14 protein-coding genes are annotated in these 14,380 nt (G+C 44.7%); 9 read left to right on the top strand and 5 right to left on the bottom strand.

The annotated features are described in order from the left end of the window. Positions 1–7 precede the first annotated feature (7 nt). Together H9647_RS16740 and H9647_RS16745 are read left to right on the top strand one after the other, a co-directional pair. Positions 8–754 (top strand): ABC transporter ATP-binding protein, encoded by a 747-nt coding sequence (locus H9647_RS16740; protein ID WP_191802048.1) that lies wholly within the window; start codon positions 8–10, stop codon positions 752–754. Positions 755–756: 2 nt separating this feature from the next. Beyond that, the gene (locus tag H9647_RS16745; protein WP_191802050.1) at positions 757–1,974 is read left to right on the top strand and encodes an ABC transporter permease; all 1,218 of its coding nucleotides are present in this window, start codon (positions 757–759) and stop codon (positions 1,972–1,974) included. A 128-nt stretch (positions 1,975–2,102) separates the two neighbouring features. On the opposite strand, the gene H9647_RS16750 is transcribed toward H9647_RS16745, so the two are convergent. The 3 genes from H9647_RS16750 to H9647_RS16760 all read right to left on the bottom strand — a co-directional run bounded on the left by H9647_RS16750 (position 2,103) and on the right by H9647_RS16760 (position 4,540). Further along, positions 2,103–2,249 (bottom strand): sporulation protein YjcZ, encoded by a 147-nt coding sequence (locus H9647_RS16750; RefSeq protein WP_191802052.1) that lies wholly within the window; start codon positions 2,247–2,249, stop codon positions 2,103–2,105. A 196-nt stretch (positions 2,250–2,445) separates the two neighbouring features. Continuing rightward, positions 2,446–3,744, bottom strand: a complete 1,299-nt coding sequence (locus tag H9647_RS16755) for an aminotransferase class I/II-fold pyridoxal phosphate-dependent enzyme (protein WP_191802312.1) — start codon at positions 3,742–3,744, stop codon at positions 2,446–2,448. A gap of 172 nt (positions 3,745–3,916) precedes the next feature. Next, the gene (locus tag H9647_RS16760) at positions 3,917–4,540 is read right to left on the bottom strand and encodes a pyridoxamine 5'-phosphate oxidase family protein (protein ID WP_191802054.1); all 624 of its coding nucleotides are present in this window, start codon (positions 4,538–4,540) and stop codon (positions 3,917–3,919) included. A gap of 136 nt (positions 4,541–4,676) precedes the next feature. Between H9647_RS16760 and pdxR the strand changes: the two genes are divergently transcribed. Next, positions 4,677–6,149, top strand: a complete 1,473-nt coding sequence (gene pdxR / locus H9647_RS16765; RefSeq protein ID WP_191802056.1) for a MocR-like pyridoxine biosynthesis transcription factor PdxR — start codon at positions 4,677–4,679, stop codon at positions 6,147–6,149. A gap of 102 nt (positions 6,150–6,251) precedes the next feature. Then, positions 6,252–7,037 carry a helix-turn-helix domain-containing protein gene (locus H9647_RS16770; RefSeq protein ID WP_191802058.1) on the top strand — a complete coding sequence of 262 codons (786 nt, stop codon included), beginning with the start codon at positions 6,252–6,254 and terminating at the stop codon, positions 7,035–7,037. A gap of 292 nt (positions 7,038–7,329) precedes the next feature. Here the strand turns inward: H9647_RS16770 and asd are convergent, their stop codons facing one another. After that, the gene (asd, locus tag H9647_RS16775; protein ID WP_191802060.1) at positions 7,330–8,151 is read right to left on the bottom strand and encodes an archaetidylserine decarboxylase; all 822 of its coding nucleotides are present in this window, start codon (positions 8,149–8,151) and stop codon (positions 7,330–7,332) included. Positions 8,152–8,293: 142 nt separating this feature from the next. Continuing rightward, positions 8,294–9,370, bottom strand: a complete 1,077-nt coding sequence (locus H9647_RS16780; protein ID WP_191802062.1) for a YheC/YheD family endospore coat-associated protein — start codon at positions 9,368–9,370, stop codon at positions 8,294–8,296. A 357-nt stretch (positions 9,371–9,727) separates the two neighbouring features. Between H9647_RS16780 and H9647_RS16785 the strand changes: the two genes are divergently transcribed. The 5 genes from H9647_RS16785 to H9647_RS16805 all read left to right on the top strand — a co-directional run bounded on the left by H9647_RS16785 (position 9,728) and on the right by H9647_RS16805 (position 14,365). Then, the gene (locus tag H9647_RS16785) at positions 9,728–10,711 is read left to right on the top strand and encodes a glycosyltransferase family 2 protein (RefSeq protein WP_225229361.1); all 984 of its coding nucleotides are present in this window, start codon (positions 9,728–9,730) and stop codon (positions 10,709–10,711) included. Between the two features lie 72 nt (positions 10,712–10,783). Further along, positions 10,784–11,809 (top strand): glycosyltransferase family 2 protein, encoded by a 1,026-nt coding sequence (locus H9647_RS16790; RefSeq protein ID WP_191802064.1) that lies wholly within the window; start codon positions 10,784–10,786, stop codon positions 11,807–11,809. Beyond that, a complete protein-coding gene (locus H9647_RS16795; RefSeq protein ID WP_191802067.1) occupies positions 11,806–12,579 on the top strand; it encodes a glycosyltransferase family 2 protein in 774 nt (257 codons plus the stop codon). Before H9647_RS16790 ends, H9647_RS16795 begins: the two co-directional genes overlap by 4 nt. Before the next feature lie 2 nt (positions 12,580–12,581). Next, positions 12,582–13,313 carry a sugar phosphate nucleotidyltransferase gene (locus H9647_RS16800; RefSeq protein WP_191802069.1) on the top strand — a complete coding sequence of 244 codons (732 nt, stop codon included), beginning with the start codon at positions 12,582–12,584 and terminating at the stop codon, positions 13,311–13,313. Positions 13,314–13,327: 14 nt separating this feature from the next. Beyond that, positions 13,328–14,365, top strand: coding sequence for a GT-D fold domain-containing protein (locus H9647_RS16805; RefSeq protein ID WP_191802071.1), 1,038 nt, complete (start codon positions 13,328–13,330; stop codon positions 14,363–14,365). Positions 14,366–14,380: the final 15 nt, after the last annotated feature.

The raw sequence follows: 14,380 nt of genomic DNA on the forward strand, positions 1-14,380 counted from the left end.
GGATATCATGGAACAATCACCGATTCTGCAAATTAATGATCTTAGCGGAGGGTATAGTGCCAAAAAACCCGTACTGCATCATATTGATTTTCAGGTGGCTCCTGGTGAGATGGTAGGCCTGATTGGACTTAACGGGGCGGGGAAAAGTACGACCATGAAGCATATACTCGGCCTGATGGTTCCGCAGCAAGGGGAAGTTCTGATTCAAGGGAAACGAAGGGAAGAAGATCCTGAATCTTATCAGAGCGGAATGGCCTTTGTTCCTGAATCACCGGAACTGTTTATGGAAATGACCGTTATGGAGCATCTGGAATTTACAGCACGTGCTTATAACGTAACCAAAGCAGAGTTTAAGGAACGGGCTGATCATTTGCTGGACATGTTCCGAATGAGAGATAAGAAAGATACCTTGTCCTCTCATTTGTCCAAAGGGATGCGGCAAAAAGTGATGATTATGAGCGCTTTTGTCGCAAGACCGCCGCTTTACATTATCGATGAGCCTTTCCTAGGTCTTGACCCGCTAGGTATTCGGTCTTTGCTCGATTTTATGATGGAAATTCGCGCATCGGGTGCTTCCATTTTGCTTAGTTCGCATATTCTATCGACTATCGAAAATTACTGTGACAGATTCATCATTCTTCACAGTGGCAAAATTATTGCCCAAGGAACACTCACAGAACTGCGTGAACAGTTCGGTATGGAGCAAGCTCCGCTCGAAGATCTATTCTATCAACTTGTACAAGGCAGGGATTGAAGATGGATCTGAAGCAGCTATGGAAAACAAGGCGTTCTGCATTCTGGAATCAGATTACTCCTTATTTAGGGTATGTAATGCAGAGCGGGGTAGCAGTGATGATGGGGTTCGCCCTGATTGCTTTTTCCGCTTGGTATACCGCACTTGTCCAGGATATTCCTGAAGGATTTCCGATCAACCTGGTTATGCTTGTTGTGCTTGCTCCTCCTGTGATTTTCAGCAGTTTTAGAACGTATCTGCAGCAGGCAGATATCGTCTTTCTAAGACCTCAGGAATATCGGATGAATCTGTATTTACAGAACAGTTTTGTAAGAGGGATCGTCTATAAGTCGGTAGGTCTTGTTCTATTATTCATTCTTCTATGGCCGCTTTATATTCGCAGTGAAGGAGAACCGAAGCCCTTTTATCTGTTCTTACTTGTAATTCTATTGCTTAAGTACTTCGCCAGCTATGGTGGATGGACTGAGCAACAGATGCTATCACGGTCTGCTCGATTAGGGTATCGAGTAATAAGATATGGCTTTATTGTAGTGAGTTTATATGCATTTTTATGGCATTCGCTTGCGCTGAGTTTGATCTTTATTGCCTTGCTTGCCGGATTATATCTGGTTTCTCTTCGTTTTCCAGTGAAGCTGCCTGTTCACTGGGAATATTTGATCGAGACAGAGCAGAACCAAAGTTCACGAGCGATGAAGACGTTAGGTTGGTTTGTAGAAGTTCCTGCTTCTCGTCAGCGGGTTCATGCCCGGAAGTGGCTGGCGCCACTCGCTGATCGGCTTCGGTGGGGGCAGCAAACGGCATTTCAGTATCTTATCATCAAAACATTCCTGCGCAGCGACTTGCTTGGAATCACCGTAAGACTTACCGTGATTGGCGGATTATTCGTATACTGGACAGCAGGCAGTTTATGGGGAAGCGGAGTTTATTTGTTTTTCTTATTCCTGTTAGGAATTCAATTGTCTGGTCTTCGGCGTAATCACCATGATTCGTTCTGGATTCATATCTATCCTGTGACCCCACAAAGCCGAAGAGAACAGGTACTTGGTTTTGTCTATGTATTACAGATGGCGGGTGTAGTCTTATTATTCATCCCGCTGCTTCTTGGAGGGTGGGGCAGATGGGTAGAGATCCTAATTACATTCGTAATAGGCATACTCATCGCCCGCTGGTTCCGAGCTTCGGAACGTAAGAAGTGGTCAAACGAGGAAGATGTGGAGTAAATGGAAGGTGTAAGAGGACAAACATTGAAGAAATAATGGAGTCCTTGCCATTGATCCGATGGGAAGAAAACAAGGCCGGGATGATCCCGGCCTTTTGTCTTGTAATGGTTACAAGAACAGGTTTTTAATTAGTAGCTGTAGCTCATGAACGATTTAGCGATAATCACGAGCAAGATAAAGAGTACGAGGATTGCACCAATGCTTTTGCCATCACCGTGACCTCCGCCGTAACCTCCACCGTATCCATATCCGCTTCTTTCTTCAGATCCAGACATTGTACATTCCCCTCTCAAAACGATTTGTCGTGCGCCTCTTAACGAAGCGTACAACGTATTGTATGACAGGTGTACCTTGAGGGTTTGGGCTTAAGCCTTAATGTGTGAAAAAAAAGGAAACTCCGTGCTGAAGAGCAACGAAGTTTCCTTTTTTTTGTTAATGTAAAAGTTAGTATGGGACAGGAAGTGTGGAATTCTACTCCTGGATTAAATCTTGAACAGCCTGATAAATGAGATCAAACAGATCTTCTAGCTGCTCTTCTTCAAGAGAAGAAAATGCAATTCTAAGATCGTGTTCGCCAATGGCAATCGTGCCGATTCCGTACTCATTCAGCAGATGAGCTCGCAGTTCTTCAGCAGATACTTTTGTGAGCTTGAGGCACATAAAATAACCGGAGTTAAACGGATAGTAATCCCAAGCGCCGCTGTATTTTCCACTATCGAGCAGTGCTTTTACTTTATTAGCTCTTGCCTTCATAATCAAAAATTTCTCTTGTTTTTGTTCAGAGAATTCCGGTGAATTCAGTGCATCGAGTACAAAAGTCTGGGATGGGTGTGGTCCGCTTGAAATCGTTGCCCGAATAATACCTAGTGTTTTTTGCTCCAGTGCAGATAATACATCAGCACTTTCATGACCGTAGGTTATGAAGCCAACACGGAAGCCCCACACGAATTCTTCCTTCGTTGCGCCGTCCACTTTTATAGGCAGAATACGCGGATGAATGTTGGTCAGGCTTCCGAAGAGGGATTCATGCAGTGAATCTTCAAAGAAGAGACCGAAATAAGCATCATCCGTAACAACCACGACATTAATACCTGCGTCTGCGGCTTCTTTCACGGCAGCCACAATTTCTTTGCCTTCCTCAGCCCCTGGCGTATACCCTGTTGGGTTATTCGGGAAATTAAGTACAACAATCGCTTTTCCTTGATCTTTTTGAGCAAGGAGAGCTTCTTTGAGTCCTGCGCTGTTAAACTGATTGTTCTCATTAAACAGCGGATAGTTAATGAGTCTACCTTGTCTGCGAACCCCAAAAGTGAGTTCATAGTTCTCCCAGTTTTTATCTGGGTATATAACAGCATCCCCTTCGTCTACGAATAGGTCGGCAACAATGCTGAGACCATGGGTGAGCGCATTCGTAGCGACGGGATTACCAAATGATTTTCCTTGTAAAGAGGGGGTCTCTTCGAGCATTTTCTTACGCCATGCATCCCGGAGAGCCGGTTTGCCTGCAGGAGGTGCATAAGGATACAAATCCTGTGGTTTGTAAGCAGATAATTTTTCTTGAATGACTTGAAGGTGCATCGGTTTACCGTTTTCAGTGGCGATTCCGATTGTAGCATTATATTTCTTGGCACGGCTAGAAGCTTCTGCTGATTGACTCAAAATACCTTCTTTCGGATAATAAAGTTCTTTGCCAAGCTTCGAGAGCATGTCGTACACATGATTACTGCTCGCTTGAATGCTTTCGTTCAGCTGTAAAGCTAGTGGATTCATTTTATTCATCCTTCCAAGTCTTTGAATTGCATCCGTTCTGACCTTCTAAGGTGATAATATAAGACGCAGCCCGGATAGTCACCATTTACTGCCTCATATTATAGCACCAACACCTAGTGCCGTCACGGAAAAAAGGCTTCAGGTGAGCACCCACTGCAAGAACGCGTTACTTTTATGTTAGATCTGTATGGAACGGGCAAAATTTACGCATGAGTTCAGCTGTTTCTACGTCTTTATTCGTTCCTCGTTCTTCGAGCAAGGCCTGCACCTTCTCGTGTTTACTTTGCTCTAGGTTTTGTCCAAATTTAAATTTAGCCGTAACTCGGTCAGGTACGATACGAATGACAGCAACTGCTTTTAGCTGCCCTTTATATAAGGCGTCGTTTGCAATAATAGGAGTGTATCCGCCTTCCGGTTGGAGTTTATTCATGAACAAGGAGAGAGCCTTTGCTTTTTCTGAAGGATCAGATACTTTCTCCGCATGACCGAAAACCGTGACACTTTTGAAATACGCAGTAGCAGGACAAGCCAGCAAGGGATCACTGAAGTAGGAAGGAATGAGTGCATACTCTTCTGCTACATTAAAACTGACTCGAGTCTTTGCTTTAAGATGCTTCATCTTTTCGCCTGCAAGGCTTCCATGAAAATAAACATAACCGTTATCATATACAAAATTCAGCGGTGTAATATGCGGATCTCCATCCACACTTATGGTTCCAAGAAACCCATAGGTTTTCTCTGCCAGAAAGGCCTCGATTTCTGCTTCTTGCTCTATCGTAAATTCTTTTCTTCTCATTTGTCGTAGTACCTCCCCTTTGTTTTGTTTATCATAGAGGGAAGATTGTCATGAAAATAGATCCAATAATTCGAATTTTTATTGGTCCATTAGAGTGGGAGATAGTAATGAGTAAGAGAAAAGGGAGAGGTTGGATATGGAATTCACTATACCCTGGGAACACTACGTAGCAAAATATCGTTACAAATACAGTGCCTTATACCATGCAATTCGTGAGGGGATTCTAACAGGAACACTCCAGAGCGGCAGACGATTACCAGCTACGCGGGAACTAGCTCGGCAATATGGTATCTCAAGAGGTTCAGCTGCAACAGCTTACGATATGCTGCTCGCTGACGGTTATATCATTACAGAGATCGGGCGAGGGACCTATGTAGCAGTAGTACGTATAGAAGAAAAACAAGCTGTTCATCCCTCTTCCGAAGTTTCGCTGTCTACTTGGGGGAAAAGAGTACTGGAGCAACAAAGAAGGGAAGAGGCAGGCGGACTTTTGACTTCTTCTGAGACAGGAGAAATACATATAGAGGATCAGATCCGCTTTGATAAAGGAGAAATGCCAGCCGATGACTTTCCTTTTGCAGAGTGGAGAAAAGTCGCTTTCTCTAAAATGGAAGACGAAGATTCTGCTGTAACTGATCCTGCAGGTGATGTTTTGCTTCGGGCAGCTATTGCGGGCCATCTTGGACTAAGCCGGGGTATTGCAGTTGATCCTGATCTCATCGTATTATTTAGCGGTTCGATGCAAGGAATTGCCCTGCTGACACAAATCTTGCTGAATGAGTCCGAAAAAGCGGTGATAGAAAATCCCGGATACCCAGGATTCTTGCAGGCGATCCGTGTTAATGGTGGTGTTCCTATATTCGCCTCAGTAGATGAGGCAGGAATTATTCCGGAAGACTGGGATGCTTCCCTTCTATATGTGACGCCAAGTCGTCATTTTCCTACGGGGGCTGTGCTTCCCCTGTCCCGAAGGCAAGAACTGCTAGCCTGGGCTCACAAGCGGAATGCTATCATTATAGAAGACAGTTATGATAGTGACTTTCGTTTTCGGGGCCGTCCCATTGAGCCGCTGAAAGTGCTGGATTCAGAAGACAGAGTGATCTATATGGGTTCTTTCTCAAAAACAATGTATCCGGGATTTCGTCTTGGCTATGCCGTACTGCCGCGCGGACTTCTACAGGCTGCTCGGGCAGTAAAGTCTTTTTATGATCCGTTTCCACCGGGTTTGAATGAGCAGCGTGGACTTGGGGAGTGGATGCGAAGAGGCGGATATGCGAAACATGTACGCAAGTTAACCCGATTGTATGGTTCTAAGCTGCATGTTTTTGTGGAAGCAATGGAAACCTATACGGATGATTTTTTTGAGCTTCATGTTGGAGATGCAGGGATCAGAGTGTATGCCATCTGGAAGCAGAACAGGGAGAAATACGTACAATTTATGGACAAGTGCAAGCAGAACGAAGTTTATTTTACGGACAGTGCGATCTATCAGATGACGGAAGATCATAAACCGGCTGTGTATTTTGGATATGTACACCTAACGGATGAAAGAATAAGAGAAGGCGCAAGACGGATGGCAGCTGCTTGGGAAGAAATAAGAAACCGCTAAGAACCTTCACAGATCGCTGCTCCCGTCTGTTTTTTTTCAAGACGTTTCACGCTATAATAGAAAAAGTACATAGGAACCACTTTTATAAGGAGGAAGGACGACATGTTACAGGCGTCACCGTCGTCTTTTGTGATTTTGCCCGCCGTCGCCAAGATTGTCTGTGAGCCAGGCTGGAAATGGCAGAAGCGCGAAAAACCGATGCAAAACTATGATTTGTTTTATGTATGGAGCGGAGAAGGCACCGTTATCCTGAATGATGAACCTTTTTCTGCCCAAAAAGGAAGCTGTTTTCTGTTTAGACCTGGTGACCATACGAGTGCGACTCATAATCCACAAAAACCATTTGTCTTGACGTATATTCATTTTGATGTGGAAGGGCTGGTCGAGGAAGTTCCTGGTCCTTATCGCAAACTTAGAGAAACAGTTCATTTTGAACACATGCTGGCTAGGTATGTGCGTTTGTTCTTGTCTAATTCGTATGGCAGAGAGGAAGAAATCAAACTGATCCTTAAACAGCTGATGATTCATCTGCTTCGGGTTGACCGAGAGGAGCCTGAGGAAAGGAAAGTAAGTAATCAGCTTGCACAAGCGATCCAGGAGATTGCAAACTACGTAAGGCAGCATCCGGGAATTAATCATCGTGTGGAGGATTTGGCTGCACGTGCAGGGTTATCCCCGCGTTATTTTTCAATTAAATTTAAAGAACTGGTCGGTTATTCGGTACAGTCTTATATTATAAAAATGAGAATTGAACGTGCCGAGCATCTATTGGTTCACGCGGGTATGAATGTGACCGAAGTAGCCGATGCGCTAGGATATCGTGATATTTTCTTTTTTAGCAGGCAATTTAAACAGTACACAGGAAAGAGTCCATCCGAAATTCGGTGAGATGAGACCGTTTCAAACTCTTTTGTGCAGGGTATTTACTTGAAATACTTGAAATAGTAGATGAAAATGCTTGCACAGGGAGGAGGGTGTAATCGTGAACGGAACACGAAGAATTCGTAATCGTGGTTGTTCGGGTAAAGGGTGGAATTTATTCCGCACGCGTATGCGTCGTAAACCGGCAGAAGATATATGGTTTTAATGTCAATGATAATCACATCTCAGTCCATATGATGATTGGCCATAGATAAAAAGCAGCGAGCTTGTCAGGATATCCTGAAAGCGGCTGCTTTTTTTAGGTATGTGGCTGAGTGGATACTGAACGTGATTTTTTAGGTTTTAGCAAGCCAAGAGGCTGCCCCATTTTCACATTTTGTCCTAGAGTAAGATCATGATTCGGTTCAAAAGTTCCTTCCTCGCAGAGGAGAACAACCGTGGAACCAAATTCAAAATAAGCAAGTTCATCTCCGCGTTCCCAAGCGGTTGCTGTATTGTCTGTATATTGAATGCTGCTTACATTCATGGCCCCGACTTTGACCACCGCGATCTCACCAAATTCGTGTTTGATATATGTAATTCGTCTTTCATTTCGGCTGAGTACCGACCTCATATGACGAAGACCGAAATCATTCACAGGATATACTTTACCGCGTATATGTTCACTTTCTACCAAAGTTCCAGATACGGGAGAGTGAATTCGATGATAATCTTTTGGACTGAGATACAGTACAAAAGCCCAGCCATTCTTATATTTTTCTAGATGAGGAGAATGGTTGAGAAGATCTGACAATGTGTAATCATGGCCTTTTACATTGAGGAGTGTTCCTCCCGTAATAGGGCTCATCGCTGTAATCTTACCGTCCACAGGACTCAGGAGCATATTTGGTTCTTCGTAAATCATTCTTGCACCTGTCTGTAATCTCCTCGTAAAAAAAGCATTTAATGAGGGATAATCACCAGGTGCAAGTTCTGCCTCGTGTGCAGGGATCTCATATGTTTTGATAAACCATGGAATAAGCAGCCGGCTTGCACTGCTCTTCGAAAAAGTGCCGGTGATCCGGGAGATCCATTTACGTGAAGAAAGCTCTGTCATCAGACGCAGCAATGGTTTCGACATGTATATCCCCCTTATAGACGTACCTTATAGACCGGGTTTCAACGGCCCGGCCACTCTGCATTATATTGACACAGAACGCAGGCGAAATCAATACAGCTTTATTCTTATCAAATGATCTGCATAGAGAGATTCAGAGGGTGCCTTAGCTCTGCTCCAACAAAAATCTTGCATACGCTATAGGACTTCTATAACTTTCCAGCCATTCCTTATCCATTCCTGCTTTTCGAAAACCGTAACGCTGGTCTCTGCCATTACATTCGATGAAATAGATTTCTCCCTGTGAGGTAAGAGCCATGTCAAACCCTAGATCAGCTAGACCAGGTAACGTAAGGGAAAGATGCTGAGCGGCTGTTACAGCCAGGTGGTGGATCTGTTGGACAACAGCTGGTAATGAGTGCGAGGGAAGAACCAAGGGATGTATTACGTCATAAGGCAATGCCATTCCGCCTTGAGCCACATTAGTCACAAAATGATCCCGTGGAGCAACCTTCGCATACATCCCCGTTACATGCCAGCAGCCCGTACTTCCTTTCTGCACAGAGACACGAAGATCAATAGGACACCCTTCATAGGTAGCTAGGGGAATCCGTTCTTGAACTAGGTAATTCTTTTTCCGAATACGAGCGTATAGTGCAGGAGGCAGAATCCCGTTTTTGATCGGATAATGATCCCGCTTTTTATCACGAGCCGATGAAATAAAGATTTTCCCATTTCCATGTTCGTGAATGACACGCATAATTCCTTTTCCTATACTGCTGCTTACCGGCTTAAGGATCAAATCACGGTGTCTTTCTAGCATTCGCTGAATTGCCCCGATGGATGCAAGTTCTGTTTCCGGCAGATGAGTGGATAGTTCCGTGTTGTTCATGAGCAATCGGTAAATCTCATCTTTACCATAACGGTTCCGCACATTAAAAATAGTAATGCCACGCTGAATGAGACCGGCAATTAAGTAATGACTGATTTTAGAGAAGTGCATGGCCCGGTTGTGGATTACCTTAGGGATTTCGATATGATGCATCTGGTAACGTTGATTTTTACGAATGTAAGCTTTGCATTTACCCGCAAGTAGGTCGACATCTTCTAATCTTAGATAACAGACAGTCAGACCATAGCTAGTAGCAGCAAGCTCATAGCAAGCAAGAGATTCCTGTCTAGTTCTACCTGCAGGGATGCCCCGAAGTATGCTTGAATCCAGTAAAATTCCTACACGGTTCATCACCATACCCCTTCCTATTTATTTCCTGCCTAGTTGTTATTCTTCTTATTCTATGAAAAAAGAGAACAGCCCGGGTAGGGCAACAGCTGAACCTGAAGAAATGATACAAGCCTGATTCGGGAGCTGGGGAGTAAACCCACGGAGAGGCACGGGCAGAGAGGAGATATGAATCGCAGTGTCAGGCGCCCAAAAGATAGCATAGGATGCTAAGATTGCAGATCTATGTTGATCTGTTCACCCGAGAAGGTTATTAAGAAAAGGAAGGGCAACTGCCGTTTCCAAAATTGAAAATGGTCATAAGATGTACGTGATAACTCCATCGATATGCTGGAGGCCTGCAAGGGAGGTATACAGCGCATGGGAGATTTGAGTAAAAGACAGCGGAAGGCGAAGAACGGATCAAGAAAAAATTCAGAACCTAAACATCCGGGAATCATTAGAAAAAAAACAAAGAAAGGTTCCATGAAACCTCATCGAACCCATCAAATAAAAAATAACCGAAGTAAGAACAAGAAACGCAGAAGTAAGAGAACTAGGCCCATCTGGGCAACGGTATCCCCACTAGAGCAGGAACAATTCATAGCACTGACCCGTAGCATTCCTTCAGATGAACCGGTAGTTTCGGTTATTATTCCTGCGATGAATGAGGATTCCACGATTGCAGAAGCAGTCCTCGAGGGCCGCCGAATTCATCCATCCAGTGAAGTAATCGTTGTGGATAATGGTTCTACAGATGAGACAGCAGTACGAGCGGAGACAGCGGGAGCCAAAGTGTTACGTTATCATGATCCACTTGGTCATGATGTCGGGAGACGTATGGGAGCAGAAGCAGCAAAAGGACGGGTGCTTTTATTTGTAGATGGAGATATGGTTATACCGGCTCAACAGCTTCGGCCGTTTATTCAGGCGGTTCTATCGGGTGTTGATATCGCACTTAATGACTATAAGGGTCCGATACAGCGAACACCGGTTCATCCGGTCATCGAAGCCAAATATGTGTTAAATATTATGCTTGGAAGGTCCGACCTAAGGGGCGCTTCGCTGACAGCAGTACCTCATGCGATCAGTCGTAACGCATACGAAACGATGGGGTCAAGCGCCCTCAGTTCTCCTCCGCTTGCACAGGCAATAGGAATAGCAAGCGGACTGAATGTTCAGGCGGTTCATCCTATTCCCGTGGGTCAGCTGAATCCATCTCGGCGGAAGGGCGGAGCAGATCTACTGACGGAGGTTATTCTCAGAGACCATCAGGAAGCGATACACTGGTTGACCGAGAACTATGGTTCAAGAGCAGGTTACACCGATTTATACCGAGATCGGCAGTTAGTACGAATGAAGTGAGGCGAGGTGATGAGAATGAGGAACTCTACTGCAAAGAAAACGATAAAGCCGCGAAAGCGAAAAAATAAAAACGTGAAGCGAATCCGTGTTTCTCGTATCTCATCTGCTCCTAAGACGCTTCGGATTCTTGGAGTAAAGGCAGGTCTCGCCGCTTCGAAAAAACTGCGTCGCCAGTCCTCGGTATCCATACAAAATGTGCATGCGGAATTTACGTCATGGTATTTTCAATCCGTAAATAAATCCCTGCCATATGGTCAAGTTAGACAAATTGCAGAAGCCTATCAGCATGCCTTTTATCTCAAGAAGAAAAGTACAAACCTGCCTATATTATTGCCACTTGCGCATTCAGCTGCAGCCGTTGTATCCGCTTCAGACGAAGAAAAAACGCTCGGTGCTGTTTTGAATGAACTAAGCAGGTTGCCTTTGCAAGAAATCATCGTAGTACTCAATGGATGCAGTGACAATAGTTATGATTTGGCGAGAGAATACCCCCTCGTGACGATTATCTATGAGCCGGAGCGGGTCGGTCATGATGTCGGGCGGGCGATCGGTGCTCAAATGACGACCGCAGATACGGTATTGTTCACAGATGGTGATATCGTCATCAAAGCAGAACAATTGGCTCCTTTTCTATATGCTGTAGACAGAGGGGTAGATATGGCTCTAAATGATCTTCGTTCCTACTTACCGTCTTTTGCTAATCAGGATGCAGTAACACGTCTGAAAAGTTATCTGAATTCGGTACTGAATAGGCGAGATCTGGGTGCAAGTTCCCTTATCTCTGTTCCGCACGCCCTTTCAAAAAAATGTATTCAAACGATAGGATATCCTAGCTTGATTGTTCCGCCGCTAGCTCAAACCACAGCAATCCAAAAAGGATGCACTGTAGAGGTGGCTGCATCCGTTGACGTTATTACAAAGAATCGCCGCAGAATAGGGAATGTGGGGAAAGGGAATTCGGTGGAACAAATGATTATTGGAGATCATGTTGAGGCACTGTCATCACTGTTAAGCACTTTACGTGCGGAAGCGGAGGAAAAAACCGAAGCCTCATTCTTAAGCAGAGTAGAGGTAGCGCGCTGGAGGAATGCCAAATGAATCATTACCCTCTAACGAGTATAGTAATCCCCTCATTTAATGGGAGAGGTTGGCTGAAGCAGTGTATCGATTCCATCCGTCAGTACACGAATGAACCTTATGAAATCATTGTCGTGGATGATGGTTCTACGGATGATACATTTGGCTATTGTGCTTCAGAGAAGGTTCGTTTCATTTCTTTACCGAAGACTGGAGGATTTCCTGCCGCCTGTAATACAGGGTTAAGATTGGCTAGAGGGGAATCACTGCTGCTGCTTAACAACGATGTAACGGTGACAAAAGACTGGCTTACCTTACTCTTGCAAGGGCTTTATAGTGACCCATCTATTGGAATTGTAGGCCCAGTCACCAATTATGCGAGTGGAATTCAGCAGATTCCGGTGGAGTACCATTCAGTGGAGCAATTTCAACAAATAGCGGCTGAACATAATAGACCGGACCCTCAGAAATGGTTAGAAGTAAACCGAATTGTTGGTCTCTGTTTTTTGTTCAAACGTGAGGTTCTTGAGGCAATTGGCGATCTTGATGAACGATTCAGCCCAGGTCATTATGAAGATGATGATTATTGTTATCGGGCTCGGCTGGCGGGATATCGTCTTCTCGTCTTGGGTAATATTCTAGTCCATCATGAGGGAAGTGCAAGTTTTAATAAAGAAAAGAAGGAAAGATTACAGCAAATGATTAACCGCAATCGGATGTTATATATGGAGAAGTGGAAGGTAGATCCACTGCAATTTATTGATAATTCATTTGATGCGAAGGAGGGATAGACTTGAAAGGAGTAATCCTTGCAGGAGGAACGGGAACACGTCTTCGTCCGCTTACCCTGTATTTAAATAAACATCTGCTGCCAGTCGGGAAGTATCCTATGATTGTGTACGGAATTGAATCTTTGCGTAAAGCAGGAATAAAAGAAATTTTTATGGTCATCAGCAAGCAGTCTTCAGGTCTATACACTGACTTTTTAGGCAGCGGAGAAGCTTTTGGCGTGAGTATTACCTACCGAATCCAAGAACAAGCAGGTGGAATCGCTGAAGCGCTAGATCTAGCCAAAGGATTTATTTTGCCAGAGGAGAAATTCGTCGTACTGCTGGGGGATAACTTGTTCGCAGATGATCTAAGTCCCTATGTTGCATCTTATGCAAAACAACCGAAAGGAACGGCCCGGGTGCTGCTGAAAGAAGTGGCGGATCTAAGAAGGTACGGCGTCCCTGTATTTGACACGGCGAACAATAAACTTATTTCTCATATTGAAGAAAAACCGGATCAACCTAAGTCTGGTTATAGTGTAACTGGGTTCTACATGTTCGATGCTTCCGTATTTCAGTTCATCAGCGGACTTGCTCCCTCGGCAAGGGGAGAACTTGAAATTACGGACGTGAATAATGCGTATGCCGCAGCAGGAGGGTTAGAGTATGATATTATTCCTGGTTTCTGGAGTGATGCAGGAACGTTTGAATCTTTACAAGAGGCCACAATAAAAATGAAAGACCTACTGCCATAGGAGAGTGGTCTATAATGAGTCGCAAGCAAGTCTCCAAACATAAGAAAGGGAGTCGTTCCTATAAAACTTTCTCCGGATCCAAGTCCAGAACGAGAGGGAAAGGTAGCTTTCGTGGCTCCAGATCAACCTCTGCGGGCTCGAAGCGCCATCGTAAGGTTCCTAAACAGCCGGCTGACAAGCAGATAGCAAAAAAGAGGCAGAAGGCCGTAATGACTGAATCCAGGAATCAACCTCCTCTTCATTCCTTATATAGAGAAGGACTTTATTCAGGTGGTGAAGCCCTCGTAGAGAAATGGATGCCTGACGGGATGCTGCTGCCGGATGTCACTTGCGAAGATATAATCCAGGCAGGACTTGAATATTATCGTTCTCATATGTTGCAGCTTGCAGGCACCTCGGAGATTAGAGATCTCTTGTGGACCGCAATCGTTGAGAAGAGGCCGCTATCGCTGGTAAGGCTTGGTGATGGGGAGCTGCTAAGTCTTGCTTATGATACAGTGATGTCTCCAGCAGAAGTCGATGAGTTAGGGGCATTCCTACCCTATGCTGGAGTGCCTGTACCTGATGCTTCTGTACAGATATCCTTAATAGATGCGATCAAAACTGCTGATTATATCGGGGTGCCTGTATCACGCAAACCAGCTTTTCAGATGCTGATGTTTCGTTTATTCAAGCATTACCAGCTGCCTATCAGAGAAATGAGACTCACGACTTCTACTATAAACTATAGCCTATATCACACAGGGTATATGATACCGCTTCTGTACGGAAGGCGTATACTACTCATCGGGAACAAAGCCGTAAGTGCAGCGCAGGTCCTGCGGGGAAAAGGAATTAATGTGACCGGTACAATCTATCCGGTCTCTGATTTTTCTGGCATTGACCAGGTTCTTGCTTCCTGTTCGAAATACGAATATGATATTGCACTTGTAGCTGCGGGTGTTCCAGCTGTCGTTATCTGTCAGCGAATTGCATCAACGTACGGAAAGGTTGCTATTGATATAGGTCATGTTGTGGATGAAATGATAAATAATGAAGCAGCACCTGGCTGATAAAAGGGGAATTCG

This window comes from Paenibacillus gallinarum (assembly GCF_014836635.1).
In the GTDB taxonomy this organism is placed as follows: domain Bacteria; phylum Bacillota; class Bacilli; order Paenibacillales; family Paenibacillaceae; genus Paenibacillus; species Paenibacillus gallinarum.